Source organism: Pseudomonas akapageensis, assembly GCF_011355085.1.
Lineage (GTDB): Bacteria > Pseudomonadota > Gammaproteobacteria > Pseudomonadales > Pseudomonadaceae > Aquipseudomonas > Aquipseudomonas akapageensis.
The window spans coordinates 1-24,357 of sequence record NZ_VXCP01000046.1; the positions used below are offsets into that span (position 1 = coordinate 1).

Genomic DNA, 24,357 nt, shown 5'->3' on the forward strand with positions numbered 1-24,357 from the left:
TCTCTGTCAAGCGTTTATTTTGAAGTTTTTCAGAGAATCTCTAACAACTTCAAACACTTGACTCGCTTCGATCACTCGTCAGCGGGAGGCGAATTCTACAGCGTTTGGAACCGCTGTCAACCACCTTTTCCACCGCTTTCGATCAGCAGATCGAAGCTGCTTCTTCGCTACCTACTTCGGTTAACTCTTTGATTCTCAAGGAGTTTTCCGTTTCGTCTGCGCCGGAAGTGGGGCGAATTATAGAGAGATATAATTCGCCGTCAAGCACTGATTACAAGCTTATTCAGATATCAGCGTAATACGTGCAAATGCCTTCTTCCCGGCCTGGACGACATGGGTTGCGCCCATAGCGAAGACAAAGCCGCGATCAACCACTTCACCATCCACACGCACGCCGCCGGCATTGAGCAGATCACGCGCGCCGGCCGAGTTCTTCACCAGGCCCGCCTTATTAAGGACAGCAGCAATCGGCATGTCTTCAGCGACAGCCACCTCAACTTCCGGCAGGTCTTCCGGCAGCTCCCCATCCTTCATGCGGTTACCCGCAGCACGATGAGCGTTCGCCGCAGCCTCTTCACCATGGAAGCGCGCAACGATCTCTTCGGCCAGCTTGATCTTGATGTCACGCGGGTTGGCACCCGCTTCGCAATCAGCCTTGAAGCCGTCGATTTCCTCCATGGAACGGAAGCTCAACAACTCGAAGTAGCGCCACATCAGCTCATCAGGGATCGATACCAGCTTGCTGTACATCACACCCGGCGCTTCCTGGATACCGACGTAGTTACCCAGGGACTTGGACATCTTCTTGACGCCATCCAGACCCTCGAGCAGTGGCATGGTCAGAATGCATTGAGCCTCCTGGCCATAGGCACGCTGAAGCTCGCGCCCCATCAGCAGGTTGAACTTCTGGTCGGTACCACCGAGCTCGACATCGGCACGCAGCGCCACCGAGTCGTAACCCTGAACCAGGGGATAGAGGAACTCATGGATCGCGATCGGCTGATTGCTGGTGTAGCGCTTGTCGAAGTCATCACGCTCAAGCATGCGCGCCACGGTGTACTGCGATGCCAGGCGAATGAAGTCGGCAGGGCTCAGCGCGTCCATCCAGGTGGAGTTGAACGCCACCTCGGTTTTAGCCGGATCGAGGATCTTGAACACCTGAGCCTTGTACGTCTCGGCATTTTCCAGGACCTGCTCGCGGGTCAGCGGCGGGCGCGTCGCGCTCTTGCCGCTCGGATCACCGATCAAACCGGTGAAATCACCAATAAGGAAGATGACGTGATGCCCCAGCTCCTGGAACTGACGCAACTTGTTAATAAGCACCGTGTGACCCAGATGCAGATCAGGGGCCGTAGGGTCGAAGCCGGCCTTAATACGCAGCGGTTGGCCACGCTTCAGCTTCTCGACCAATTCGGATTCGACCAATACCTCTTCCGCACCACGTTTGATCAGCGCTAGCTGCTCTTCAACCGACTTCATAACAGACCCGCAAGGCTCAGATTCAAAGGGCCCCAACCATACAAGATCAGCCACCAATTACAAGTTTTTGCCCTGCATGTGACCTCAATCCCGACTGATGACGTCTGCGGACTTGCTTCGAAGGGGATTTGGTTATATTTTATACAGTTATTTCATCTTCATCATGTCAATTCATCTATTCCATTTCATTTTTTTCAAAGTCAAAGCATCTATGACCAACGAACCGCCTAAAGCGCCCCCGCTTTATCCGAAGAGCCATCTGTTGGCCGCGAGCGGCATTGCCGCCCTCCTGAGCCTTGCATTGCTGGTATTTCCGTCCAGCGAAGTAGAGGCCAAGAAAACTACCCTGAACCTTGAGCTCGAGACACCTGCCGAGCTGCTGAAGCAGGAACAAGAGAGTGCGCCTGCCGTCGCGGCCACCGAGGAAGCCGAGCCCTCCCCCTTCGCGCAAATCGACAATGGCGCCGAGGACACTCAGGACACTGCCAAGGCCGAGCCCCTACCGGCCCCAGTAGCCGCCGAGCCTGCGAAAGTTGCCGCCGAGCCGGCCAAAAAAGAACCAGCCCACCGGGAAGTTACCGTTGCCCGGGGCGATACCCTGTCGACCCTGCTTCAGAAAGCCGGCCTGCCCGCGGCAACCGTCCAGGAAGTATTGTCCAGCAGCAAGCAGGCCAAACAGTTCAGCCAACTCAAGCACGGCCAGGTACTGGAGATCGAAGTTGCTGAAAACGGCCAGCTGGCCAGCCTTCACAGCAAGGTCAGCGACCTGGAAACCATTCGCCTGACCCGCAACGCCAAAGGCTTTGCCTTCAACCGCGAAGTCAGCAAGCCCGTGATGCGCTCGGCCTATGTTCACGGCGTGATCAAAAGCTCGCTGTCGCTCTCGGCCCAGCGCGCCGGCCTGTCGCATGCCCAAACCATGGACATGACCAAAATCTTCGGTTACGACATCGACTTTGCCCAGGACATCCGCCAGGGCGACGAATTCGATGTGATCTACGAACAGAAAGTGCTCAACGGCAAGGTCGTCGGGACAGGCAGTATCCTTTCCGCTCGCTTCACCAACCGCGGCAAGAGCTATACCGCGGTGCGCTACACCAACAAGCAAGGCAACAGCAGCTACTACACCGCCGACGGCAACAGTATGCGCAAGGCGTTCATCCGTACTCCGGTGGACTTCGCCCGCATCAGCTCGCGCTTTTCCATGGGCCGCAAGCACCCGATCCTGAACAAGATCCGCGCGCACAAGGGCGTGGACTACGCCGCGCCACGGGGCACACCGATCAAGGCTGCCGGTGATGGCAAGGTATTGCTCGCCGGGCGTCGCGGTGGTTACGGCAACACCGTGATCATCCAGCACGGCAACACCTACCAGACCCTTTACGGCCACATGCAAGGCTTCGCCAAAGGTGTCAAGACAGGCGGCACCGTCAAGCAGGGTCAGGTCATCGGCTATATCGGCACCACTGGCTTGTCGACCGGCCCGCACCTGCACTATGAATTCCAGGTCAATGGCGTGCACGTCGATCCACTGGGCCAGAAACTGCCCATGGCCGACCCTATCGCCAAGAATGAGCGGCAGCGCTTCCTGCAGCAGAGTCAACCGCTGATGGCCCGCATGGAGCAAGAAAAGGCCACCATGCTCGCATCGAGCAAGCGTTAAGCCATGTCGCTCTATATCGGCGTAATGTCCGGGACCAGCCTCGACGGCCTGGACATTGCCCTGATCGAACAAGGGCAGCCGCTTGAACTGCTCGCCACGCTCTACATCCCGATGCCGGATGACCTGCGCAACGAGTTGCTTGGCCTGTGCGCCAGTGGTCCGGATGAAATTGCCCGGGCCGCCCTGGCCGAGCAGCGTTGGGCCCGATTGGCAGCACACGGCATCAACCAGCTGCTCGAGCAGGAGCAGATCAGCTCATCGGCGATCCGCGCCATTGGCAGCCACGGCCAGACCATCCGCCACGAACCTGCACGCGGCTTTACGGTACAGATCGGCAACCCGGCACTGCTCGCCGAGTTGACCGGCATTACGGTCGTCAGTGACTTCCGCCGCCGCGATGTGGCCGCTGGAGGCCAGGGTGCACCGCTGGTCCCGGCCTTTCACGAGGCACTCTTCGAAACCCAGGGCGAACGCCTGGCGGTGTTGAACGTCGGCGGCTTCAGCAACCTGAGCCTGATCGAGACTGGAAAACCCGTCAGCGGCTTCGACTGCGGCCCCGGCAATGTCCTGCTGGACGCCTGGATCAACGCCAACCAGGGTCAAAGCTTCGACCGTGACGGCGCCTGGGCAGCCAGCGGTACAATTGTCCCTGCACTGTTGCAGGACCTGCTCAGCGATCCATTCTTTGCCGGCACCGGCCCCAAGAGTACGGGACGCGAAGTCTTCAATCTGCCCTGGCTGCAGCAGCATCTGGCGCGTTTACCTGCCTGCGCCGCACAAGACGTTCAGGCAACGCTACTCGAACTGACCGCCCTCACCATCGTCGACTCTTTGCGTGCAGCCCAGCACGAGACGCAAGCGCTATTGGTCTGCGGTGGTGGCGCCCATAACTCGGCGCTGATGCAACGCCTGGCCGGCCTGCTGCCCAATACTCGCGTCAGCAGCACTGCCGCATGCGGCATCGACCCTGACTGGGTCGAAGCCATGGCCTTTGCCTGGCTTGCGCATTGCTGCCTTGAAGGTATCGCAGCCAACCGCCCCAGCGTTACTGGCGCACGCGGCCTGAGAGTTCTGGGCGCGATCTACCCGGCCTGAACCCCAGAATGCAAAACGCCGCGCATGGGCGCGGCGTTGGCATGAAGCAGCGAGTCATCAGATCGAGAATGACGATCCGCAACCGCAAGTCGTGGTGGCATTCGGATTGTTGATCACGAAGCGCGAGCCTTCCAACCCTTCCTGATAGTCCACCTCAGCCCCTGCCAGATACTGGAAGCTCATGGGATCGACCACCAAGGACACGCCCTCGCGCTCGACGATGGTATCGTCATCGGCCACGTCCTCATCGAACGTGAAGCCATACTGAAAACCCGAACATCCGCCGCCTGTCACGAATACTCGCAACTTCAGACGATCATTCCCCTCTTCATCGACCAGGCTCTTCACCTTGTGCGCTGCACCCTGCGTGAATTGCAAAGCCGTGGGGGTGAAGGATTCGACGCTCATGCTGACTATCTCCCGGCGCTATGCCGCCATAATGCGTGATGACGCGCATTATCCGCTTGTCCTAGAAAATTGGTCAACAATTGAAGCCACTGAAGGCTGCAAGTGACGAGCGGCAAGCCTCAAACTCCAGACTTGCCGCTCAAGACAGCTTTAAGGCATCAAGCCCGCATGAGAAAGCCCCATGCGCTCATCCAGCCCGAAGAGGATGTTGAGGTTCTGCACGGCCTGCCCTGAGGCGCCCTTGACCAGGTTGTCGATCACCGACAGGACCACCACCAGATCACCACCCTGAGGGCGGTGAACCGCAATGCGGCAGACGTTGGCACCCCGTACGCTGCGAGTTTCCGGATGGCTACCGGCAGGCATGACATCCACGAACGGCTCATCGGCATAACGCTTCTCGAACAACGCCTGCAGGTCCACCGACTTGTCCACGACCGTCGCGTACAGGGTCGAATGGATACCGCGGATCATCGGCGTCAGGTGTGGCACGAATGTCAGACCGACATCGCCACCGGCAGCGCGACGCAGGCCCTGGGTAATTTCCGGCAGGTGCCGATGCCCATTGACCGCGTAAGCCTTCATGCTTTCGCCGGCCTCACAGAACAGCGAACCTACGCTGGCACCGCGGCCTGCGCCGCTGACGCCCGACTTGCAGTCGGCAATCAGACGGGAATTGTCGGCCAGGCCAGCTTCGAGCAGCGGCAGGAAACCCAGCTGAGTGGCAGTAGGATAGCAACCGGGCACAGCGATCAGGCGAGCCTGGCGGATCTGTTCGCGATTGACTTCCGGCAAGCCGTAGACCGCATCTTTGAGCAGTTCCGGTGCGCCATGAGGCTGGCCGTACCATTTGGCCCACAGATCGGCATCCTGCAGACGGAAGTCCGCCGACAGATCGATGACCTTGGTGCCAGCAGCCAGCAGCTCGCCGGCCAGAGAATGGGCAACACCGTGGGGCGTGGCGAAAAACACCACGTCACAGGCGGCCAGGGTCTTGGTGTCCGGCACACTGAACGCCAGGCCGTCGTAGTGCCCTCGCAGGTTCGGATACATGTCTGCGACCGGCAACCCCGCTTCGGAACGCGAAGTGATTGCCACCACTTGCGCCTGCGGATGTTGTGCCAACAGACGCAGCAGCTCGACTCCGGTGTAACCCGTGCCGCCGACGATACCGACCTTGACCATAACCTGCCCCTTTCAACGAACCGACTGGAAAACCAACGATAATATGGGCCTGAAGCACTCTGAACAACCGTTGAGATGACGTGCGGGCATCGAAGCCTCTACTATCTGGCCACCGTGAACCTTGGGGAATAACCAAAATATGCTTTTTCTGTGGCTCAAAGCCTTCCATATCATCAGCATCGTCTGCTGGTTTGCCGGGCTGTTTTACCTTCCGCGCCTGTTCGTCTACCACGCCATGAGCGAAGACACGATCAGCCGTGAACGCTTCGTGACCATGGAGCGCAAGCTGTACCGCGGGATCATGGGGCCAGCGATGATCGCCACCTTCGTTTTCGGCATCTGGCTGCTCAGCCTCAATCCGAGCGGTTACTTCAGCCAGGGCTGGATGCATGCCAAGCTGACGCTGATTGTCCTGCTGACCGGCTACCATCACATGTGCGGCGCACAGCTCAAACGCTTCGCCCGTGGCGAAAACACCCGCAGTCATGTTTTCTATCGCTGGTTCAACGAAGTGCCGGTAGTGTTTTTGATAGCTATCGTAATTCTGGTCGTAGTGAAGCCGTTCTGATGTAGACCAATCACCCACGAGCGAGACCGAGCCCATGTCCCTGCCCGCCCAGCTTGAAAAGCATTTGCGTTTGCCTATCGTGGCAGCACCGATGTTTTTGATTTCCAACCCGCAACTGGTCCTGGCCTGTTGCCGAAATGGCGTGGTGGGCAGCTTCCCGGCACTCAACCAACGCGAAAGCAGTGGTTTCAAGGCCTGGCTGGAAGAAATAGAAACGGGGCTGGCAAAGCTCGAAAAACCGGCCCCCTATGCGGTGAACCTGATCGTGCACCACAGCAACCCGCGCCTGCAGGCCGATCTGGCGATCTGCATCGAGCACAAGGTGCCGATCGTCATCACCAGCCTCGGAGCAGTCAAGGAACTGGTCGATGCGGTGCATGGCTACGGCGGCCTGGTGTTTCATGATGTCACCACACGTCGACACGCCGAAAAAGCTGCAGAAGCCGGCGTCGATGGGCTGATCGCCGTAGCCGCCGGCGCCGGGGGGCATGCCGGGACCTGGAGCCCCTTTGCCCTGATTGCCGAGATCCGGCAATTCTTCGACAAGACCCTGTTGCTGGCCGGCTGCCTGAACAAGGGCCATGAAATTCTCGCCGCACAATTGCTTGGGGCGGACCTTGCTTATCTGGGCACACGCTTTATCGCCAGTCGCGAGAGCCTGGCTCCAGACGCTTACAAACAAATGTTGCTCGAAGCCAAGGCCGTCGACATCGTGCATACCGCCGCCGTTTCCGGCGTTCCGGCCAGCTTCATGCGCCAGAGCCTGGAAGCTGCCGGCTTCGATCTCGCGGCCTTGCAGGGGAAAGGCGAGATGAACTTCGGCGCCAAGCTCAAGCCCATCAGCGACGAAGCCAAGGCCTGGAAAACTGTCTGGTCCGCGGGCCAGGGCGTTGGCGCCATCGACGACTTGCCGTCGGTTGACGAGCTGATCGCTCGTCTGGATAACGAATATCGCCAGGCACAGAAGGCAAGTTTGGCCCTGACCGGGCAATGGTCACGCTGAAGTCGTTCAAGCGACAAGGATGCTCGACATGACAGAAGCCCGCTTCAACATCGTTTTTGATGGCAGCCTTTTGCCGGGCACCGACCTGATGATGGCCAAGAATAATCTGGCCGCCCTGTTCAACCGCGATCTGGCCAGCATCGAAAAGCTTTTCAGCGGCCGCGAGGTCATCCTCAAGCGCAACTTGCCTGTCGCCGACGCCCAACGCTACCTCAATGCCTTGCACAAGGCCGGCGTCGAGGCCCGTCTCGAGCAGGAACCCGGGACCGAGGAACACATCGCTCAGCCTGCCCCGACTGGGTCGACGAACGCGCCGGATGTATCGCCCCCCTCACCCTACGCACCGCCGCAGGCACCAGTCGATCAGACATCGGCCGAGTACGGCGAGCTCAGCGTGCTTTCGATCGAGGGCCGGATCGGGCGATTGCGCTACCTGGCCTGGACGCTAGTCCTGTTGTTGACAGTCGTCGCAGCCATGGGGGTGTTCAGCCTGCTGTTTTATCAGTCACCGATGTTCTCCGGCCTGATGATGGCGATCGCCGTATTGTGTTTCCTGACCATCAACATTCAAATCAGTGTGCAGCGCCTGCACGATCTGGGCTGGTCCGGTTGGCTCTGGTTGCTGAACCTGGTGCCTCTGGTCAGCGCCGTGTTCACCCTGATGCTGTTGGTGCTGCCGGGAAATCCCGGGCCCAACCAGTACGGCCCACCCCCGCCGCCCAATAGCGTCGCGGTAAGAATCCTGGCCTGGATGTGGGTGGTGGTGTTCGCAGGGGGTATCGCCATGGGCTGGCTGGGCGGGGTGGTGACGCTGTTCACTCAATACACCCACACGATCAGCTTGTAACTGAAGCAGCGAATCCCTGTGCCGGACTGTAGACTAGCAGCATGAATAATCACGCCTTGCCCCCTGCACCACTCATGCTGCAGAGCGCTGGCGTGCGTTTGGAGAATTGCATGACCCGTTACGCCATGATCACCGGCGCCTCCAGTGGCATCGGCCTGGCAATGGCCGAAGCCCTTGCCCGCAAGGGGCGCAGCCTTATCCTGGTGGCCCGGCAACGCGATCTGCTGGAAAGCATCGCCATTGAACTGACTCAGCGTTTCGGCGTGGAGGTGTTGTTTCGTGCCTGCGACCTGGGTGAACCCTTGCGTCTTTCCGGTTTTCTGCTGGAACTCGAAGAAGGCGAACGGCAGATCGACTTGCTGGTCAATTGCGCCGCCATTCGCTCCTACGGCCCTTTTCTCGCCCAGGACTGGGGCCATGAGCAGGACCTGATCGAATTGAACATCCTGGCGCTCACGCGTCTGTGCCATGCCCTCGGCAATGCGATGGCTGTTCAGGGTGGTGGGCAGATACTCAATGTTGCGTCGATCGCCGCGTTCCAACCCGGCCCCTGGATGACCAGTTACGCCGCGAGCAAAGCCTATGTGCTGCATTTTTCCGAAGGCTTGCGTGAAGAGCTGAAAAGAACCGGGGTCAAGGTTTCAGTACTCTGCCCGGGCCCGACCCGTTCAGCGCAACGCGTCATCCCGAGGCTTGCGAACAGCGAACGTTGCTTGAGTCCTGAAGAGGTTGCGCTTTACACCGTCCGCGCCCTGGAGAAAAACCGTGCAGTGATCATCCCCGGTCGCCGCAATCGCTGGCTGGCCTTCAGCCCACGCCTGGGGACGCGCTGGCTGGTGCGAAAAATAGCGGGCGCCATCAATCACGCCTATTGCCCGCGCTAAGGGCTGGGCGAAGAGCGGTCTGCTGAGTAAACTCAGGCCCGACTACCACCATGGAGTAACAGCTGTGGAAACTCTGTTCACCAAGATCATCAACAGAGAAATACCCGCGAAGATCATTTACGAGGATGACCAGATCCTGGCCTTCCACGATATCGCCCCACAGGCACCGGTACATTTTCTGGTCATCCCGAAAAAGCCGATCCGCACCCTCAACGACCTGACCGAGGAAGACAAGGGCCTGGCCGGGCATATGCTGTTCAGCGCTCAACGCCTGGCGAAAGAACTGGGCTGCGAGGACGGTTTTCGCGTCGTGATGAACTGCAACGAAAAGGGTGGCCAGACGGTCTACCACATCCACATGCACGTGCTTGGCCAGCGTCAGATGCACTGGCCGCCGGGCTGATACACCAGCCTACGGTCAATTCACAGCACATCAGTAAGGCTCTATTACGCTGGTGTGCTGATCCACCGCAAGCCCTGCCGGGCCGTTTGAGTTAAACTGGCCAGCGTGAATTCTTGCGGAGGTGCCCATGGCTACCGAACGTCACTACTCGCCGATCGACCGCTTGTTGCTACAGGCCGACTCGGCCATGCGCACCTTGCTGCCTTTCAGCGGCCACCCATCTCGCCCGTCGCCGGCTATCGTCCAACCCGATTCGTCCCTGAACGAAGATGACAGCCGTCATGTCGCCGGCCTGATGCGCATCAACCACACCGGCGAGGTCTGTGCCCAGGCGCTCTACCAGGGACAAGCCCTGACTGCCAAGCTGCCACAGGTTCGCAAGGCCATGGAACACGCCGCCGAAGAAGAGATCGATCACCTGGCCTGGTGCGAACAGCGTATCCGCCAGCTGGGCAGCCACACCAGCCTACTCAACCCACTGTTCTACGGGATGTCATTCGGGATCGGTGCCGTCGCCGGCCTGATCAGCGACAAGGTCAGTCTGGGCTTTGTCGCCGCCACCGAGCATCAGGTCTGCAAGCACCTGGATGAACACCTGGAACAGCTTCCGGCCGAGGACGAAAAGTCCCGGGCGATTCTCCAGCAGATGCGCGTCGACGAAGGCCAACACGCCGAATCCGCGCTGGAAGCCGGCGGCTTTCGCTTCCCCGCACCGATCAAGTTCGGCATGAGCCTGATGGCCAAGGTCATGACCAAGAGCACGTACCGCATTTAAATGCAGACATGAAAAAAGGGGCCGAGGCCCCTTTTTTCATGTGCATGGATCTCACGCAGGCATATTGCGCCCGTAAAAGATCTCGAGCATTTCATGCTTCACACGCTCGCTGACCTGAGCACGCTGTTCAGCGGACAGGTTGCTGGTGGCGTCGCCGAACAGGTAGTTGTCCAGTTCGAAGTCCTTGAGCAGCATCTTGGTGTGGAACAGGTTTTCCTGATACACGTTGACGTCGGTCATCTGATAGCCGTCGCGAGTGTCTTCGGAAAGGTAGTTCTGGATCGAGTTGATCTCGTGGTCGATGAAATGCTTCCTGCCTTCGACATCACGGGTGAAGCCGCGCACACGATAATCGACCGTCACGATATCCGAATCGAACTGGTGGATCAGGTAGTTGAGCGCTTTGAGCGGTGAGATTACCCCACAGGTCGACACATCGATGTCCACGCGGAAAGTCGCAATGCCATCCACCGGATGAATTTCCGGGTAGGTATGGACGGTGATGTGGCTCTTGTCGAGGTGAGCCAGGATTGTATCGGGCAACGGGCCCGGCGATTCTTCGATCTGGCTTTCGGTAGGCGTGACCGGTTGTTCCGAAATCAGAATGGTCACGCTGGCGCCCTGCGGATCGTAATCCTGACGTGCGATGTTCAGGATATTGGCACCAATGATATCGACAACATCCGTGAGGATCTGTGTCAGGCGCGCGGCGTCGTACTCCTGGTTGATGTACTCGACGTAGGCCTGTTGGTCTTGCGGGGTTTCCGCATAGCAGATGTCATAGATGTTGAAGCTCAAGGTCTTTGTCAGGTTATTGAACCCGTGGAGCTTGAGTTTGCTTTTCACCGTTAAAAACTCTCTATATGTGTGCGGCCCGGCCGCGTGATCAAGCATGCCCGTCAGATGCGGACGACGCATCTGCGTAGGACGGTTAACACCTCTTCGCGTTGGCGATTTTGGTTGTCTGGTCGGAGCGAGTCCGGATCAGGGCTCCAGCCCTGAAAAAGGGGCGCATTATGCAGACCAAAGCTTCGGTCTGCCAGAGTCTGCGCCGCTTTTATGATGGTTGAGTGTCGACTCAGCCCAGTTCCACGATTTCATAGTCGTGAGTGATATCGACGCCGGCCCGTCCCAGCATGATCGATGCCGAACAGTACTTCTCGGCAGACAGTTCGACCGCTCGCTTGACCTGCGCTTCCTTCAGGCCACGCCCCTTGACGACGAAGTGTAGATGGATCTTGGTGAACACCTTCGGATCTTCATCGGCGCGTTCGGCTTCCAGGAAAGCCTCGCAGCTTTCTACTGCCTGGCGTGATTTCTTCAGGATGCTGACAACATCGAAGTTGCTGCAGCCACCCAGGCCCAGCAGCAACATTTCCATGGGCCGTACGCCCAGGTTGCGCCCGCCGCTTTCCGGCGGGCCGTCCATTACCACGACATGGCCGCTACCCGACTCGCCGAGAAACATGGCTTCGCCAGCCCACTGGATACGTGCCTTCATCACCAGGACTCCACTGTAAAAAAGGCCGCCAGCTTAGCACAGGGCCTTATGCCATCCGTGCCTACCTGCACATGAGAAATCCGCCGATTGCACGTAAATTTCAAGATACAAAAGAATGTGTCTGATAAGCTGGCGCCAAATCACCGGCGCCACCCCTGAGTGGCCCCATAACAACAGCTGTCGCGCTTCGTTACTTTCTTCCCGGGACTCAACCATGGTTGTTACAGCCCTTACCCCAAAGATCAAGAATATTGAAAAGCTGCTGACCCACTGCCAACGGCGTCGCTACCCAGCCAAAAGCAACATCATCTGTGCTGGCGATCGTGCCGAGACACTGTCGTTCATCATCAAGGGCTCGGTCACTATCCTGATCGAAGACGATGACAACCGGGAAATGATCATTGCCTACCTCAATGCCGGTGATTTTTTCGGGGAACTGGGGTTGTTCGAAACACCGGGCAAGGAACAGGAGCGCAGTGCCTGGGTACGCGCGAAGACCGAATGCGAAGTTGCTGAAATCAGCTATGGAAAATTTCGTGAGCTGGCTGTACAGGATCCCGAGATCCTTTACGCACTGGGCAGCCAGATGGCCCAGCGCCTGCGCAACACCACTCGAAAAGTCGGCGACCTGGCCTTTTTCGACGTGACCGGCCGTGTAGCCCGCTGCCTGCTTGAGTTGTGCAAGCAACCCGATGCCATGACCCACCCGGATGGTATGCAGATCAAGGTGACTCGCCAGGAGATCGGGCGGATCGTCGGTTGCTCACGGGAGATGGTCGGCCGCGTCCTCAAGGATCTGGAAGAGCGCAGCCTGGTTCACGTAAAAGGCAAGACCATGGTGGTTTTCGGCACCCGTTAGGACTTGGCCAGAAGGTCATCGATCACATCTGTGTAGGCTCGCCCCAGGCGCTCGAGCCACGGCGCTTCGGGAACCACTTCGTGCAAGGCGATGTGGCTTTGCGCCAGGCAGCGTTGCTCCAGACCACAGCGCTCATTGAAACGGTTGACCGCCGCCACCATTGATTCGCGCTCGTTGTCCAACAGCAGGGCGCCGTGCACCAGAACCACCGGGCGCTTGCCGACCTGTCCCTGGCGCCAGCGCTGGGCGGTTCCGACCAACTTGCGACCATTGAGGTTGACGTTGTAGCGTCCATCGCAGAAGGCGCCTTCGATTTCACCCAACGAGGCAATGCCACCCCAGCCGGTCAATACTTCGCATAACGGATCGCAAAGGCGCTTGTAGGCGATTTCGATCCGGTCGCGATCACCCTCGCTACGAGGCGCAGCATAAATCAATGCGATATTGATTACCGCCGATGACTGCGGGACGGGCTCACCGCCGGTTTCCCGCAGCAACACCGGCCAACCGCTGTCGGCCAACTCGATACTGGCTGCCTTGAATCCCTCCAATTGGCTCATGCGCCGCGGCATAACCAGGGCCCGATCGGTCGGACGCCAAAAAAGCAGGCCGTAATCTCGTTCGCCCCTGCACACGGCAGCCAATAGATCCTGCTCGGCTTGCAGGCCGGCCTCAACAGTCAAGTCTGTTTGCTCAATCATCATCGCTACCTTCTGCCTGCAAAAAAGCCGGCATCGCCGGCTTTTTTCGTTTGGATCAAATCTGCGACGCTCACTCAGGGAAGAACAGGCGCTGCAATTCTTTCCCTGGATCTTCGGCACGCATGAATGCTTCGCCAACCAGGAAGGAATAGACCTCGCTGACTTCCATCAGCTCGACATCGGCGCGGTTGAGGATTCCGCTCTCGGTAATCACCAGGCGGTCATGCGGAATGCGCGGCAACAGGCCGAGGGTGGTTTCCAGGCTCACATCGAAAGTGTGCAGGTTACGGTTGTTGATGCCGACCAGCGGCGTGTTGAGAGTCTTGAGCGCACGCTCCAGCTCGTCACCGTCGTGAACTTCAACCAGCACATCGAGCCCGACGCTTTTGGCTACTGTCGCCAGCTCAGCCATTTTCACATCATCCAGGGCCGAAACGATCAACAGTACGCAGTCGGCACCGAGGGCGCGTGCTTCGACGATCTGATAGGGATCGATCATGAAGTCCTTGCGAATCACCGGCAGCTGGCACGCCGCACGGGCCTGCTGCAGATAGGCATCAGCGCCCTGGAAGAAATCGATGTCGGTCAGCACCGACAGGCAGGTCGCCCCGCCCTTTTCGTAGCTCCTGGCAATGTCCGCAGGCACGAAGTTTTCGCGGATCACGCCTTTGCTCGGCGAGGCTTTCTTGATTTCGGCGATGACTGCCGGCTGTTTCTTTTTGGCTTTCTCCAGCAGTGCCTTGGCAAAACCACGGGGTGCATCGGCCTCCTTGGCCAGTTTTTCCAACTCAGCCAGGCTTACACGAGCGCTGCGCTCAGCGACTTCCTCGACTTTGCGCGCCAGAATTTTTTCCAGAACCGTCGGCACACTCATCCTTCATTCTCCTGCTTGAATACCGCGGTAAAGGCGCCCAGCTCCTCGAGCTTTTCCCGGGCAAGGCCAGTGTGCAGCGCATCGTGCGCCAAGGCCACGCCTTCTCTGAGGGTCGAGGCGAGATCGGCGGCGTACAGGGCTGCACCCGCATTGAGTACGATCATCTCGGCAGCCTTTTGACCGTGGTCGGTCTTGCGCCGTCCAAGCGCGTCGCGAATCAGCTCCAGTGAAGCGGCCGGGCTTTCGACCACCAGGCCATAAAGGCTCTGGCTCTTCATGCCCAGATCTTCCGGCTGCACCAGATACTCGGTGATCTGACCGTCCTTGAGTTCAGCGACATAGGTCGGCGATGCCAGGCTGAATTCATCCAGGCCGTCCTGCGAATGCACGACCAACACATGTTTACTGCCCAGGCGCTGCAAGACCTCGGCCAAAGGACGGCAAAGGGCCTGATTGAACACGCCCACCACCTGGTGACGTACGCCAGCCGGATTCGTAAGCGGGCCAAGCATGTTGAACAGGGTGCGCAGGCCGAGATCGCGACGGGGACCGGCAGCGTGCTTCATTGCCCCATGATGGGTCTGGGCGAACATGAAACCGATGCCAACGTTGTCGATGCAACGAGCAACTTGTACCGGCGTCAGGTTCAGATAGATACCGGCCGCTTCGAGCAGGTCGGCGCTACCGCTCTTGCCGGATACCGCACGATTGCCATGCTTGGCCACGGTGCAACCGGCTGCTGCGACGACAAAGGCCGAGGCTGTCGAAACGTTGAAAATGTTGGCACCGTCGCCGCCGGTACCCACCACGTCAACGACCCCGTCGAGGGTCTTGAGTTCGACCTTGTCGGCCAGCTCGCGCATGACCGACACCGCACCGACGATCTCGTCGATGCTTTCGCTCTTCATGCGCATGCCCATCATGAACGCGCCGATCTGCGCTTCAGTGCATTTGCCGGTCATGATCTCGCGCATGACATCGCGCATTTCTTCGGTGCTCAGGTCCAGCTGGCTGACGATACGGTTCAGCGCGCTTTTAATATCCATGCTCAATCCTTAACGGCGACCGCCGGTCTGCTTGAGGAAGTTGGCGAACAGCTCGTGGCCCTGCTCGGTCAGGATCGACTCGGGGTGAAACTGCACCCCCTCGATGTTCAGCGTCTTGTGGCGCAGGCCCATGATCTCGTCGACCGAGCCATCTTCCAGCGTAGTCCAGGCGGTCAGTTCCAGGCACTCGGGCAAGGTTTCACGCTTGACCACCAGCGAGTGGTAGCGAGTCACGATCAAGGGGTGGTTGAGACCTTCGAACACACCTTTGTCTTCATGGGTGACCGGGCTGGTCTTGCCATGCATCACCTGGCGGGCACGGACCACATCGCCACCGAAGGCCTGGCCGATCGACTGGTGCCCCAGGCATACGCCCAGGATCGGCAGTTTGCCGGCGAAGTGCTTGATCACCTCAAGGGAAACGCCGGCTTCGGTCGGCGTGCACGGGCCTGGCGAAACCACGATGCGCTCGGGGTTCAAAGCTTCGATCTCGGCGACGGTCATTTCGTCGTTGCGGATCACTTTGACGTCCGCACCCAGTTCACCGAGGTACTGCACGACGTTGTAGGTAAAGGAGTCGTAGTTATCAATCATCAGCAACATGTTCGGTTTCCTCAGGCGTCGGATGCAGGAGTTTGTTCGGCAAGCGCAACAGCACGGAACATGGCCCGGCGCTTGTTCAGAGTTTCTTCCCACTCCAGCGCGGGCACCGAGTCGGCAACAATGCCGCCACCGGCCTGCACGTGCAGTTCACCGTTCTTGATCACTGCCGTGCGAATAGCGATGGCCGTGTCCATGTTGCCGTTCCAGGCCAGGTAGCCCACTGCGCCGCCATAGACGCCACGCTTGACCGGCTCCAGCTCATCGATGATCTCCATCGCGCGAATCTTCGGTGCGCCGGACAGGGTCCCGGCCGGCAGAATCGCCCGCAGGGCATCCATGGCACTCAGGCCTTGCTTCAGTTCGCCTGTAACGTTCGAAACGATGTGCATCACGTTGGAATAACGCTCGATCACCATTTTCTCGGTGACCTTGACCGTACCCGTCTCGGAAACCCGACCGGTGTCATTACGGCCAAGGTCGATCAGCATCAGGTGTTCGGCGATTTCCTTGTCGTCGGACAGCAGGTCCTCTTCCAGGGCCCGGTCCGCCTCTTCGGTGGCGCCACGCGGGCGGGTGCCGGCAATCGGGCGCACGGTCACCAGGTTGTCTTCGACTCGCACCAGTACTTCGGGCGAGCTGCCGACCACATGGAAGTCGCCGAAATTGAAGAAGTACATGTAAGGCGTCGGATTGAAGCAACGCAACGCCCGGTACAAATCGATAGGCGCAGCCTTGAAGTCGATCGACATGCGCTGCGACGGCACGACCTGCATGCAGTCCCCCGCCAGGATGTACTCCTTGATGGTATCGACGGCGCGCTCATAATCACCCTGGGTGAAGCTGGAGCGAAATACCGGATCGGCAGCCTGCTGACGCGAGAAGTCCAGACCGCGGCGCGGGGTGATCGGCTGGCGCAGCTTTTCCATCAAGGCTTCGAGTTGAGCCAGGCCATTATCGTAGGCGTTTTCCTGGGCTGGGTCGGCCAGGACGATCGCGTGCATCTTGCCGGCGAGGTTGTCGAAGACCACGACAGCATCCGACACCATCAACAGGATATCCGGTACACCGAGCGGATCCGGGTTCGGGCATTTGCCCAGACGCTTTTCCACATAGCGCACGCAGTCATAACCGAAGTAACCGACCAGGCCGCCGTTGAAGCGTGGCAAACCGGCAATGGTCGGAACCTTGTAGCGCTCCTTGAAGGCTTCGACGAAGGCCAGTGGATCTTCCACCTGATGGCGCTCGATCTCCTGTCCATCGTGGGTGACCACCACCTGGTAATCATGCACGCGCATGACCGTGCGGCACGGCAGGCCAATGATCGAGTAGCGCCCCCACTTCTCGCCGCCCTGTACCGACTCGAGCAGATAGGAGTTGGGCTCGTCGGCCAGTTTCAGGTAGATCGACAGCGGCGTGTCGAAGTCGGCAAGGGTTTCGCAAGCAAGCGGGATGCGGTTATAGCCGGCAGCGGCCAAACGCAGGAATTCTTCGCGGGTCATGATCAGCCTCGTGGTTTGAGGGTGCAACGGTCAGATAGGCAAACGTGCCGGATAGCCCGGCCGGAGAAAAGTCAGGCGCGCCAACGCCAACGGGCCAGGGCCTTGATGACTTTCATCCAGAGTTTGCGAGTGACCACCACGATGGAATCTCTACGAGGGGGGGATTGAACGTGCGACAACGTTATCCCAGCGGCCGGTTCTAAGCAACCGGGTAATAAAGCGCGCAGGTTGTCGATCACCAGTGAAGGGGACTCCTCACTGATCGGCCGACCATGGTTATAGCCGTAAGTCAGGGCCACACTGGCCACACCAGCGGCCTTGGCCGCCAGGATATCGTTGCGCGAGTCACCAACGAACACGGCCTGGCTCGGCTCCACGCCGGCCATTTTCATGACGAACAACAGCGCAGCAGGGTCCGGTTTCTGTTGTGGCAGGGTATCGCCGCCGATGATCCAGCGGAAATAACGGCCCAGTTTCAGGTCATCCAGCAACGGCGCAACGAAGCGCTCGGGCTTGTTGGTGATCAGGGCCATTTCCACGCCCTGCTTGTGCAGCCATTTCAAGGTATCGCGCACACCGGGATAGACCGCTGTCTGCTTGTGGCTGCCGGCATAGGCTTCCATGAAGATTTCCAGGGCCTGGTCGGTTTCGCTTTCGTCGACCTGCTCGTGATCGATGTCACCTGCCAGGGCACGCCGTACCAACACCCGCGCCCCGTTGCCGATCCAGACCCGTACGGCGTCGACACCAACCGGTGCCCGACCCAGTTTGAGCAGCATTTTCTCCACTGCCGCCGCCAGGTCTGGAACAGAATCGATCAGGGTACCGTCAAGATCGAACATCACCAGCCTTGGCAAACGTCCCGGGAACAGCTGCTCAAAGCCACTCATGAGCGAGCCAGCGCCAGTTCGGCACGCATTTTTTCGATCACCTGGCGGTAGTCCGGGGCATTGAAGATCGCAGAGCCGGCCACAAAGGTGTCGGCACCGGCGGCAGCGATCTCGCGAATGTTGTTCACGTTCACCCCGCCATCGATCTCCAGACGAATGTCGCGACCGCTGGTGTCGATCAAGGCGCGGGCCTCACGCAGCTTGTCCAGTGTGCCGGGAATGAATTTCTGTCCGCCGAAACCTGGGTTGACGCTCATCAGCAAGACCATGTCGACCTTGTCCATCACGTATTTGAGAACGTCCAGCGGAGTCGCCGGGTTGAATACCAGGCCGGCTTTGCAACCGCCATCCCGAATCAACTGTAGCGAACGATCCACGTGAAGCGAGGCTTCCGGATGGAAGGTAATGTAAGTCGCGCCAGCCTCGATGAAGTCGCCGATGATACGGTCGACCGGACTGACCATCAGGTGCACATCGATAGGTGCGGTGATGCCGTATTTGCGCAGCGCAGTGCAAACCATCGGACCAATGGTCAGGTTGGGGACGTAATGGTTGTCCATGACATCGAAGTGCACGATATCGGCGCCGGCGGCGAGAACATTGTCGACTTCTTCGCCCAGGCGAGCGAAATCCGCGGAAAGAATGGACGGAGCAATAGCGAAGGGCTGCATGGCGCACCTGTTGGCAGAATCACGGTGGCGCGCATTGTACCTCAGCAGGCTGCTGGCGGGCGGTGACCTGCGTCAATCCAGACAAAAGCCCTGCTGGGCGAACCATGCAGGGCTTGCAAATCAACCGTTTGAGCCTTGTCGCTGACTCAAACTTGCTGGGTACGCAACTTCTCGCTGCGACCACGCAGCCATTCGAGGGTCAACAGCAGGATGATCGAGAAAACGATCAGCAAGGTCGCCGCAGCGGCGATGGTCGGGCTGAGGTTTTCACGAATACCGCTGAACATCTGGCGTGGCAGGGTGGCCTGCTCCGGGCCGGCCAGGAACAGGGTCACCACGACTTCATCGAACGAAGTGGCGAAAGCGAACAAGGCGCCACTGATCACCCCAGGCGCGATCAGCGGCAGGGTTACCCGGCGGAAGGCGGTCACTGGCGAAGCACCCAGGCTGGCGGCCGCACGCACCAGGTTATAGTTGAAACCCTGCAGGGTAGCTGACACCGTGATGATCACGAATGGCACACCCAGCACAGCGTGCACCAGAATCAACGAGGTGTAGCTATTACCCAGGCCCAGCGGGGCAAAGAACAGGTAGCTGGCTACCGCAATGATGACCACTGGCACGACCATCGGCGAAATCACCAGAGCCATCACCAGCGCCTTGCCGCGGAACTCGCCACGGGTCAGGCCGATGGCGGCCAGAGTACCGAACACCATGGCCAGCACGGTCGCGGCCGGAGCCACGATGATGCTGTTTTTCAGGGCTCGCATCCATTCGGCAGAGCCGAAGAACTCCTGATACCAGTGCAGGGAGAAGCCTTGCAGTGGGTAGACCAGGAAACTGCCGGAGTTGAACGACAGCGGAATGATCACCAGCACCGGCAGGATCAGGAACAACAGCACCAGGCCGCAGAGGATACGCAAACTGTAGAACCAGACCCGCTCGACGGGCGACATGTAAGGGCTCAGCATGAAGTCTCTCCTCAGCTCAGGCGCAGGCGGCTGGCGCCGACCAGCCAGCTATAGATCAGGTACAGGAGGATGGTCGCCAGCAACAGCATGCCACCCAGCGCGGTCGCCATACCCCAGTTGATGCTGGTGTTGGTGTAGAAGGCGACAAAGTAACTGACCATCTGATCGTTAGGGCTGCCCAGCAAGGCCGGGGTGATGTAGTAGCCGATTGCCAGGATGAACACCAGCAGGCAACCCGCGCCGACACCGGCGTAGGTCTGCGGGAAGTAGACCTTCCAGAAGCTGCTGAATGGATGGCAACCCAGGGAAATCGCCGCACGCATGTAGGTTGGAGAAATACCCTTCATGACGCTGTAAATCGGCAGGATCATGAACGGCAGCAGAATGTGCACCATCGAGATGTACACGCCGGTACGGTTGAACACCAGTTCCAGCGGCTTATCGATCACGCCCATGCTTATCAACGCACTGTTGATCAGGCCGCCTGATTGCAGCAAGACAATCCAGGAAGCAACACGCACCAGAATCGAAGTCCAGAACGGCAGCAGTACCAGAATCATCAGCAGGTTGCTCTGCCGGGTGGGCAGGTTCGCCAGCAGGTAGGCCAGCGGATAGGCCAGCAGTACGCAGATACCCGTGATGATCAGCCCCATCCAGAAGGTGCGGGCAAAAATGTCCAGGTAAATGGCTTGATCTGGTGTAGCCGGTGCTACTTCACCCAGGTCATCGATGCGATGGTCGAGCGACGCCAGCAGGTAGAACGGTGTGACGCTACTGGTGTTGCGGCGGATCGCCTGCCAGTAGGCCGGGTCGCCCCAGCGCTCGTCGATCTGTTGTACGGCTTCCTTATAAGAAGCTGGCTCGGTTGCGAACGGCAAGGCACGAGCGGTTTTGGTCAGCAGGCTACGATAGCCGGCCAACTCCATGTTCAGGCGCTTGGACAAATCGCCCAAGGTTTGATTCTTGCGTGAGTCAGCCAGGTCTTCGCTCAGGGCCTTGTACACAGGCTCGCCTGGCAGGCTCTTGCCATCCCAGCTGGCCATTGCGGCGACTGTGCGCGGCATCCCGCCAACCACTTCGGGGTTACCGACACTCTTGTAGAGCAACGCCGCAATCGGCACCAGGAAAATCATCAGCAGGAACAACACCAGCGGCGCAATCAACGCCTGGGCCTTCCAGCGGTTGACCCGCTCGGCATGAGCCAGACGCTGCTTGAGGCTTTTGCCGGCATCCTCTTTCAGGGGCACTGCGATGGCCATAGCGAACTCCGAAATCTTTTACAAAGGGGAGCGTCACCCTAGGGATGACGCTCCGACGGCAGGGTGATTACTTGGCAGCCCAAGAGTTGAATTTCTGTTCAAGCTGCTCGCCGTTGTCGTTCCAGAAATCGATGTCGATCTGTACCTGGTTGGCGATGTTTTCGGGCGTGGTCGGCATGTTCGCCAGGGTTTCCTTGTCCAGCAGCGCGACGGCCTGGGTGTTGGCCGGACCGTAGGCGATGTTCGACGAGTAAGCGGCTTGTTGCTTGGCGTCAACCGAGAAGGCAGCGAATTTCTTCGCCAGGTCTGCATCCTTGGCGCCGGTCGGGATGGCCCACGAGTCGAAGTCGTAGATACCACCATTCCAGACCACCTTCAGATGGCTTTCTTTCTGCACGGCAGCGATCCGGCCGTTGTAGGCCGAGCTCATGACCACGTCGCCGGACTGCAGGTACTGCGGAGGCTGTGCGCCAGCTTCCCACCACTGAATGTTTGGCTTGAGTTCGTCAAGTTTCTTGAACGCGCGTTCCTGGCCATCCTTGCTCGCCAGCACCTTGTAGACGTCTTTTGGTGCAACGCCGTCGGCCATCAGAGCGAATTCCAGGGTGTACTTGGCGCCCTTGCGCAGGCCACGCTTGCCCGGGAATTTCTTGGTGTCCCAGAAATCGGCCCAGCTGGTCGGTGCAGTGGTCACTTTGTCGGCGTTGTAGGCCAATACGGTCGACCACACGAAGAAGCCGATACCGCAAGGCTGGATGGCACCTGGAATGTAGTTCTTGGCATCGCCGTAGATCGACTTGTCGATCTCTTCGAACATACCTTCGTCACAGCCACGCTTGAGCTCAGGCGATTCGACTTCAACCAGGTTCCAGTTCACGCTCTTGGTGTCGACCATGGCCTTGATCTTCGCCATTTCGCCGTTGTATTCGCCGGCCAGGATCTTGCCGTTACCGGCCTTTTCCCAAGGTGCGTAGAAAGCCTTTTCCTGGGCCGCCTTGTTCGCGCCGCCGAAGGAGATCACGGTCAGATCGGCCGCCATGGCCTGGGCCGCAGCCATCATGCCCAGTGTCAGGGCGGTGAATTTCAAGTGTTTAAGCATTTATTATTATCTCCGCAGTACAGGATTGGTGAAGCAAACCTTCAAACAGCCTCTAACGGATCAAGTGCGCGTGCGTGCTCGACTTCCCAGCCAAGCGGAACCACATCACCGACGGCCAGGGCCGGGTCGAGCTCGGCAATCGGCTGCTTAACGAAGAAGTCGGACTTGCCGCACACTTCCATACGCACACGCACGTGGTCGCCCAGGTAGATGAACTCTTCTACGCGGCCCGAGAAGCGGTTGATGCAGCTTTCGCTGTGACCATTGAGGCGTACGCGCTCGGGACGAATCGACAGAGTCACGGCTTCACCTGGCGCACCGACGTTGACCGCCAGCGCTTCGACTTTCTCGCCACGCGGCAGGCCTACGACACAACGCTCGCCGTTCTGGCTGAGCAGGCGGCCACTGATGCGGTTGTTCTCGCCGATGAAGTTGGCGACGAAGGTGTTCTTCGGCTCTTCGTAAAGGGTGCGCGGAGGGGCGATCTGCTGGATTTCGCCTTGATGGAACACAGCGACCCGGTCCGACATGGTCAGGGCTTCACCCTGGTCGTGGGTCACATAGACCACAGTCACGCCGAGGCGCTCGTGCAGGTGCTTGATTTCCATCTGCATGTGTTCACGCAACTGCTTGTCCAGAGCACCCAGCGGTTCGTCCATCAACACCAGTTGCGGCTCGAATACCAGTGCACGGGCCAGAGCCACGCGCTGCTGCTGACCGCCGGACATCTGGCCCGGGTAACGCTGGGCGAACTTGTCGAGCTGAACCATGCCCAGGACACGTTTGACCTTCTCGCTGACGTCGGTCTTGCTCATGCCGCGCACGGTCAGCGGGAACGCCAGGTTCTCTGCCACCGTCATGTGCGGGAACAAGGCATAGTTCTGGAAGACCATGCCGATGTTGCGCTTGTGCGGTGGTACGTTGTTGATCGATTTACCGGCCAACAGAATCTCGCCGGCAGTGGGGGTTTCGAAACCCGCCAACATCATCAGACTGGTGGTCTTGCCCGAACCCGAAGGCCCCAGCAAGGTGAGAAACTCGCCTTTGCGAATATCCAGGTTGAGGTCTTTGACGATCAGATTTTCACCGTCGTAGCTCTTTTGCACGCCACGAAAGCTGACCAGTACCTCGCCTGCCCCAGCGCTCGATTTCACCTCGCTCATACCCACACCTTTTTGTTAGATGACTGCCGTGGATTAAGCCTAGTGAAGGCTGGGCGTCACGCAAATCGGGGGGTATGAGAGATTGATATCAGTAATTTGGAAGGGGGCGTGTAGGGATTGCCCTACAGAGGTGGCGTTTTTGGGTATTTTGCAGGGCTCGACGGCCTCATCGCGGGCGAGCCCACTCCCACAGGTGGAGCATCAAACCCTGTGGGAGCGGGCTTGCCCGCGATAAGTCCGCAACTGCCAGACCCTGTCGCTTTCAGACAAGCCATCCCGTCAAACCAGCTTGTGCTCCATCGCATACTTGACCAGTTCAGCCAGCGAACTGACGTTGAGCTTCTGCATCAAGCGCGCCTTGTGGGTACTGATGGTCTTGTTGCTCAGGGCCAGCTGCTGGGCAATGTCATTGACATTCGCCCCTTGCGCCAGGCGTTCGAACACCGAGAATTCACGCTCTGACAGCAGCGAATGCAGGGGGCGCGACTCGGTCAGGCCTACTTCGAAAACCATCCGGTCGGCAAGTTCCGGGTCAATATAGCGCCCGCCGCCTGCAACCCGACGAATGGCCGTCAGCAACAGCGCCGGGTCACTGTCCTTGGTCGCGTAACCGGCAGCGCCCACCTTCAAGGCACGAGCGGCCATTTGCGCCTCGTCGTGCATCGACAGCACCAGAATCGCCGGCGGGTTGTTCAGGGCCCGTATCCGCGGAATCGCCTCCAGGCCATTGACCCCAGGCATCGAAATATCCAGCAGGACGACTTCACACTCGGTATGGCGCAAGGTATCGAGCAACTGCTCGCCATTGCAGGCCTCCCCTGCCACAACCAGGTCCTTGGCCAGGCCGATCAGCTGTTTGATGCCTTCTCGAACGATGGTGTGGTCTTCAGCCACCAGTACACGAATCAATG

At 59.1% G+C, this 24,357-nt stretch carries 26 protein-coding genes; 9 read left to right on the forward strand and 17 right to left on the reverse strand.

What is annotated here, in order from left to right; translation table 11 throughout:
- Positions 1-279 precede the first annotated feature (279 nt).
- A complete protein-coding gene (gene tyrS, locus F2S13_RS24995) occupies positions 280-1,479 on the reverse strand; it encodes a tyrosine--tRNA ligase (protein ID WP_166365931.1) in 1,200 nt (399 codons plus the stop codon).
- Between the two features lie 211 nt (positions 1,480-1,690).
- Between tyrS and F2S13_RS25000 the strand changes: the two genes are divergently transcribed.
- Both F2S13_RS25000 and F2S13_RS25005 read left to right on the forward strand, forming a co-directional pair.
- Entirely contained in the window at positions 1,691-3,142 is a 1,452-nt protein-coding gene (locus tag F2S13_RS25000) for a peptidoglycan DD-metalloendopeptidase family protein (RefSeq protein WP_166365933.1), read from the forward strand.
- A 3-nt stretch (positions 3,143-3,145) separates the two neighbouring features.
- The gene (locus F2S13_RS25005; protein ID WP_166365935.1) at positions 3,146-4,237 is read left to right on the forward strand and encodes an anhydro-N-acetylmuramic acid kinase; all 1,092 of its coding nucleotides are present in this window, start codon (positions 3,146-3,148) and stop codon (positions 4,235-4,237) included.
- Positions 4,238-4,294: 57 nt separating this feature from the next.
- On the opposite strand, the gene erpA is transcribed toward F2S13_RS25005, so the two are convergent.
- Complete coding sequence (gene erpA / locus F2S13_RS25010) at positions 4,295-4,645, reverse strand: iron-sulfur cluster insertion protein ErpA (RefSeq protein WP_166365937.1); 351 nt, start codon at positions 4,643-4,645, stop codon at positions 4,295-4,297.
- A 150-nt stretch (positions 4,646-4,795) separates the two neighbouring features.
- Positions 4,796-5,830, reverse strand: coding sequence for an N-acetyl-gamma-glutamyl-phosphate reductase (gene argC / locus F2S13_RS25015; RefSeq protein WP_166365939.1), 1,035 nt, complete (start codon positions 5,828-5,830; stop codon positions 4,796-4,798).
- 139 nt (positions 5,831-5,969) lie between these two features.
- Between argC and hemJ the strand changes: the two genes are divergently transcribed.
- The 6 genes from hemJ to coq7 all read left to right on the forward strand — a co-directional run bounded on the left by hemJ (position 5,970) and on the right by coq7 (position 10,310).
- Positions 5,970-6,398: a protoporphyrinogen oxidase HemJ gene (hemJ, locus tag F2S13_RS25020; RefSeq protein ID WP_166365941.1), complete on the forward strand. Its 429-nt coding sequence runs from the start codon at positions 5,970-5,972 to the stop codon at positions 6,396-6,398.
- Between the two features lie 34 nt (positions 6,399-6,432).
- The gene (locus F2S13_RS25025; protein ID WP_166365943.1) at positions 6,433-7,401 is read left to right on the forward strand and encodes an NAD(P)H-dependent flavin oxidoreductase; all 969 of its coding nucleotides are present in this window, start codon (positions 6,433-6,435) and stop codon (positions 7,399-7,401) included.
- A gap of 28 nt (positions 7,402-7,429) precedes the next feature.
- Positions 7,430-8,248 carry a DUF805 domain-containing protein gene (locus tag F2S13_RS25030; RefSeq protein WP_166365945.1) on the forward strand — a complete coding sequence of 273 codons (819 nt, stop codon included), beginning with the start codon at positions 7,430-7,432 and terminating at the stop codon, positions 8,246-8,248.
- A 110-nt stretch (positions 8,249-8,358) separates the two neighbouring features.
- On the forward strand, positions 8,359-9,132 hold the full coding sequence (locus tag F2S13_RS25035) for an SDR family NAD(P)-dependent oxidoreductase (RefSeq protein ID WP_166365947.1): 774 nt from the start codon (positions 8,359-8,361) through the stop codon (positions 9,130-9,132).
- A gap of 64 nt (positions 9,133-9,196) precedes the next feature.
- Entirely contained in the window at positions 9,197-9,535 is a 339-nt protein-coding gene (locus F2S13_RS25040) for an HIT domain-containing protein (RefSeq protein WP_166365949.1), read from the forward strand.
- Positions 9,536-9,662: 127 nt separating this feature from the next.
- Positions 9,663-10,310: a 2-polyprenyl-3-methyl-6-methoxy-1,4-benzoquinone monooxygenase gene (gene coq7 / locus F2S13_RS25045; protein ID WP_166365952.1), complete on the forward strand. Its 648-nt coding sequence runs from the start codon at positions 9,663-9,665 to the stop codon at positions 10,308-10,310.
- 51 nt (positions 10,311-10,361) lie between these two features.
- Here coq7 and speD read toward each other — a convergent pair whose 3' ends face one another.
- Both speD and F2S13_RS25055 read right to left on the reverse strand, forming a co-directional pair.
- Positions 10,362-11,156 carry an adenosylmethionine decarboxylase gene (speD, locus tag F2S13_RS25050; protein WP_166365954.1) on the reverse strand — a complete coding sequence of 265 codons (795 nt, stop codon included), beginning with the start codon at positions 11,154-11,156 and terminating at the stop codon, positions 10,362-10,364.
- Positions 11,157-11,388: 232 nt separating this feature from the next.
- On the reverse strand, positions 11,389-11,811 hold the full coding sequence (locus F2S13_RS25055; protein WP_166365956.1) for an OsmC family protein: 423 nt from the start codon (positions 11,809-11,811) through the stop codon (positions 11,389-11,391).
- Between the two features lie 214 nt (positions 11,812-12,025).
- Here F2S13_RS25055 and crp point away from each other — a divergent pair, with 214 nt between their 5' ends.
- Positions 12,026-12,670 (forward strand): cAMP-activated global transcriptional regulator CRP, encoded by a 645-nt coding sequence (crp, locus tag F2S13_RS25060; RefSeq protein ID WP_166365958.1) that lies wholly within the window; start codon positions 12,026-12,028, stop codon positions 12,668-12,670.
- Here the strand turns inward: crp and F2S13_RS25065 are convergent.
- From F2S13_RS25065 to F2S13_RS25120, 12 genes are all read right to left on the reverse strand, one after another.
- The gene (locus tag F2S13_RS25065) at positions 12,667-13,371 is read right to left on the reverse strand and encodes a lipoate--protein ligase family protein (RefSeq protein ID WP_166365960.1); all 705 of its coding nucleotides are present in this window, start codon (positions 13,369-13,371) and stop codon (positions 12,667-12,669) included. The two genes, crp and F2S13_RS25065, sit on opposite strands and share 4 nt — an antisense overlap.
- Positions 13,372-13,441: 70 nt before the next feature.
- Complete coding sequence (trpC, locus tag F2S13_RS25070; protein ID WP_166365962.1) at positions 13,442-14,245, reverse strand: indole-3-glycerol phosphate synthase TrpC; 804 nt, start codon at positions 14,243-14,245, stop codon at positions 13,442-13,444.
- Positions 14,242-15,291, reverse strand: a complete 1,050-nt coding sequence (trpD, locus tag F2S13_RS25075; RefSeq protein ID WP_166365964.1) for an anthranilate phosphoribosyltransferase — start codon at positions 15,289-15,291, stop codon at positions 14,242-14,244. Before trpD ends, trpC begins: the two co-directional genes overlap by 4 nt.
- A gap of 9 nt (positions 15,292-15,300) precedes the next feature.
- Positions 15,301-15,894 carry an aminodeoxychorismate/anthranilate synthase component II gene (locus tag F2S13_RS25080; protein ID WP_166365966.1) on the reverse strand — a complete coding sequence of 198 codons (594 nt, stop codon included), beginning with the start codon at positions 15,892-15,894 and terminating at the stop codon, positions 15,301-15,303.
- Positions 15,895-15,905: 11 nt separating this feature from the next.
- Positions 15,906-17,393 carry an anthranilate synthase component I gene (trpE, locus tag F2S13_RS25085; protein WP_166365968.1) on the reverse strand — a complete coding sequence of 496 codons (1,488 nt, stop codon included), beginning with the start codon at positions 17,391-17,393 and terminating at the stop codon, positions 15,906-15,908.
- 71 nt (positions 17,394-17,464) lie between these two features.
- Positions 17,465-18,283: a phosphoglycolate phosphatase gene (locus F2S13_RS25090; protein ID WP_166365970.1), complete on the reverse strand. Its 819-nt coding sequence runs from the start codon at positions 18,281-18,283 to the stop codon at positions 17,465-17,467.
- Positions 18,280-18,954 (reverse strand): ribulose-phosphate 3-epimerase, encoded by a 675-nt coding sequence (rpe, locus tag F2S13_RS25095; protein WP_166365972.1) that lies wholly within the window; start codon positions 18,952-18,954, stop codon positions 18,280-18,282. Before rpe ends, F2S13_RS25090 begins: the two co-directional genes overlap by 4 nt.
- A 146-nt stretch (positions 18,955-19,100) precedes the next feature.
- Positions 19,101-19,925, reverse strand: coding sequence for an ABC transporter permease (locus tag F2S13_RS25100; RefSeq protein WP_166365974.1), 825 nt, complete (start codon positions 19,923-19,925; stop codon positions 19,101-19,103).
- 11 nt (positions 19,926-19,936) lie between these two features.
- The gene (locus tag F2S13_RS25105; RefSeq protein WP_166365976.1) at positions 19,937-21,184 is read right to left on the reverse strand and encodes an ABC transporter permease; all 1,248 of its coding nucleotides are present in this window, start codon (positions 21,182-21,184) and stop codon (positions 19,937-19,939) included.
- Between the two features lie 67 nt (positions 21,185-21,251).
- Positions 21,252-22,283: an ABC transporter substrate-binding protein gene (locus F2S13_RS25110; RefSeq protein WP_166365978.1), complete on the reverse strand. Its 1,032-nt coding sequence runs from the start codon at positions 22,281-22,283 to the stop codon at positions 21,252-21,254.
- Between the two features lie 41 nt (positions 22,284-22,324).
- The gene (locus F2S13_RS25115) at positions 22,325-23,446 is read right to left on the reverse strand and encodes an ABC transporter ATP-binding protein (RefSeq protein WP_166365980.1); all 1,122 of its coding nucleotides are present in this window, start codon (positions 23,444-23,446) and stop codon (positions 22,325-22,327) included.
- A 279-nt stretch (positions 23,447-23,725) separates the two neighbouring features.
- Entirely contained in the window at positions 23,726-24,355 is a 630-nt protein-coding gene (locus F2S13_RS25120) for a response regulator (RefSeq protein ID WP_166365982.1), read from the reverse strand.
- Positions 24,356-24,357 lie beyond the last annotated feature (2 nt).

Bases quoted from the DNA above. Each gene is read 5' to 3' on its own strand.
- coq7 (WP_166365952.1), top strand. From the start codon at position 9,663: ATGGCTACCGAACGTCACTACTCGCCGATCGACCGCTTGTTGCTACAG.
- crp (WP_166365958.1), top strand. From the start codon at position 12,026: ATGGTTGTTACAGCCCTTACCCCAAAGATCAAGAATATTGAAAAGCTG.
- F2S13_RS25065 (WP_166365960.1), bottom strand. From the start codon at position 13,371: ATGATTGAGCAAACAGACTTGACTGTTGAGGCCGGCCTGCAAGCCGAG.
- F2S13_RS25090 (WP_166365970.1), bottom strand. From the start codon at position 18,283: ATGAGTGGCTTTGAGCAGCTGTTCCCGGGACGTTTGCCAAGGCTGGTG.
- erpA (WP_166365937.1), bottom strand. From the start codon at position 4,645: ATGAGCGTCGAATCCTTCACCCCCACGGCTTTGCAATTCACGCAGGGT.
- F2S13_RS25035 (WP_166365947.1), top strand. From the start codon at position 8,359: ATGACCCGTTACGCCATGATCACCGGCGCCTCCAGTGGCATCGGCCTG.
- F2S13_RS25080 (WP_166365966.1), bottom strand. From the start codon at position 15,894: ATGTTGCTGATGATTGATAACTACGACTCCTTTACCTACAACGTCGTG.
- tyrS (WP_166365931.1), bottom strand. From the start codon at position 1,479: ATGAAGTCGGTTGAAGAGCAGCTAGCGCTGATCAAACGTGGTGCGGAA.
- F2S13_RS25110 (WP_166365978.1), bottom strand. From the start codon at position 22,283: ATGCTTAAACACTTGAAATTCACCGCCCTGACACTGGGCATGATGGCT.
- hemJ (WP_166365941.1), top strand. From the start codon at position 5,970: ATGCTTTTTCTGTGGCTCAAAGCCTTCCATATCATCAGCATCGTCTGC.
- argC (WP_166365939.1), bottom strand. From the start codon at position 5,830: ATGGTCAAGGTCGGTATCGTCGGCGGCACGGGTTACACCGGAGTCGAG.
- F2S13_RS25100 (WP_166365974.1), bottom strand. From the start codon at position 19,925: ATGCTGAGCCCTTACATGTCGCCCGTCGAGCGGGTCTGGTTCTACAGT.
- F2S13_RS25105 (WP_166365976.1), bottom strand. From the start codon at position 21,184: ATGGCCATCGCAGTGCCCCTGAAAGAGGATGCCGGCAAAAGCCTCAAG.
- F2S13_RS25115 (WP_166365980.1), bottom strand. From the start codon at position 23,446: ATGAGCGAGGTGAAATCGAGCGCTGGGGCAGGCGAGGTACTGGTCAGC.
- rpe (WP_166365972.1), bottom strand. From the start codon at position 18,954: ATGCAGCCCTTCGCTATTGCTCCGTCCATTCTTTCCGCGGATTTCGCT.
- F2S13_RS25005 (WP_166365935.1), top strand. From the start codon at position 3,146: ATGTCGCTCTATATCGGCGTAATGTCCGGGACCAGCCTCGACGGCCTG.
- F2S13_RS25000 (WP_166365933.1), top strand. From the start codon at position 1,691: ATGACCAACGAACCGCCTAAAGCGCCCCCGCTTTATCCGAAGAGCCAT.
- trpC (WP_166365962.1), bottom strand. From the start codon at position 14,245: ATGAGTGTGCCGACGGTTCTGGAAAAAATTCTGGCGCGCAAAGTCGAG.
- trpE (WP_166365968.1), bottom strand. From the start codon at position 17,393: ATGACCCGCGAAGAATTCCTGCGTTTGGCCGCTGCCGGCTATAACCGC.
- trpD (WP_166365964.1), bottom strand. From the start codon at position 15,291: ATGGATATTAAAAGCGCGCTGAACCGTATCGTCAGCCAGCTGGACCTG.
- F2S13_RS25025 (WP_166365943.1), top strand. From the start codon at position 6,433: ATGTCCCTGCCCGCCCAGCTTGAAAAGCATTTGCGTTTGCCTATCGTG.
- F2S13_RS25030 (WP_166365945.1), top strand. From the start codon at position 7,430: ATGACAGAAGCCCGCTTCAACATCGTTTTTGATGGCAGCCTTTTGCCG.
- F2S13_RS25055 (WP_166365956.1), bottom strand. From the start codon at position 11,811: ATGAAGGCACGTATCCAGTGGGCTGGCGAAGCCATGTTTCTCGGCGAG.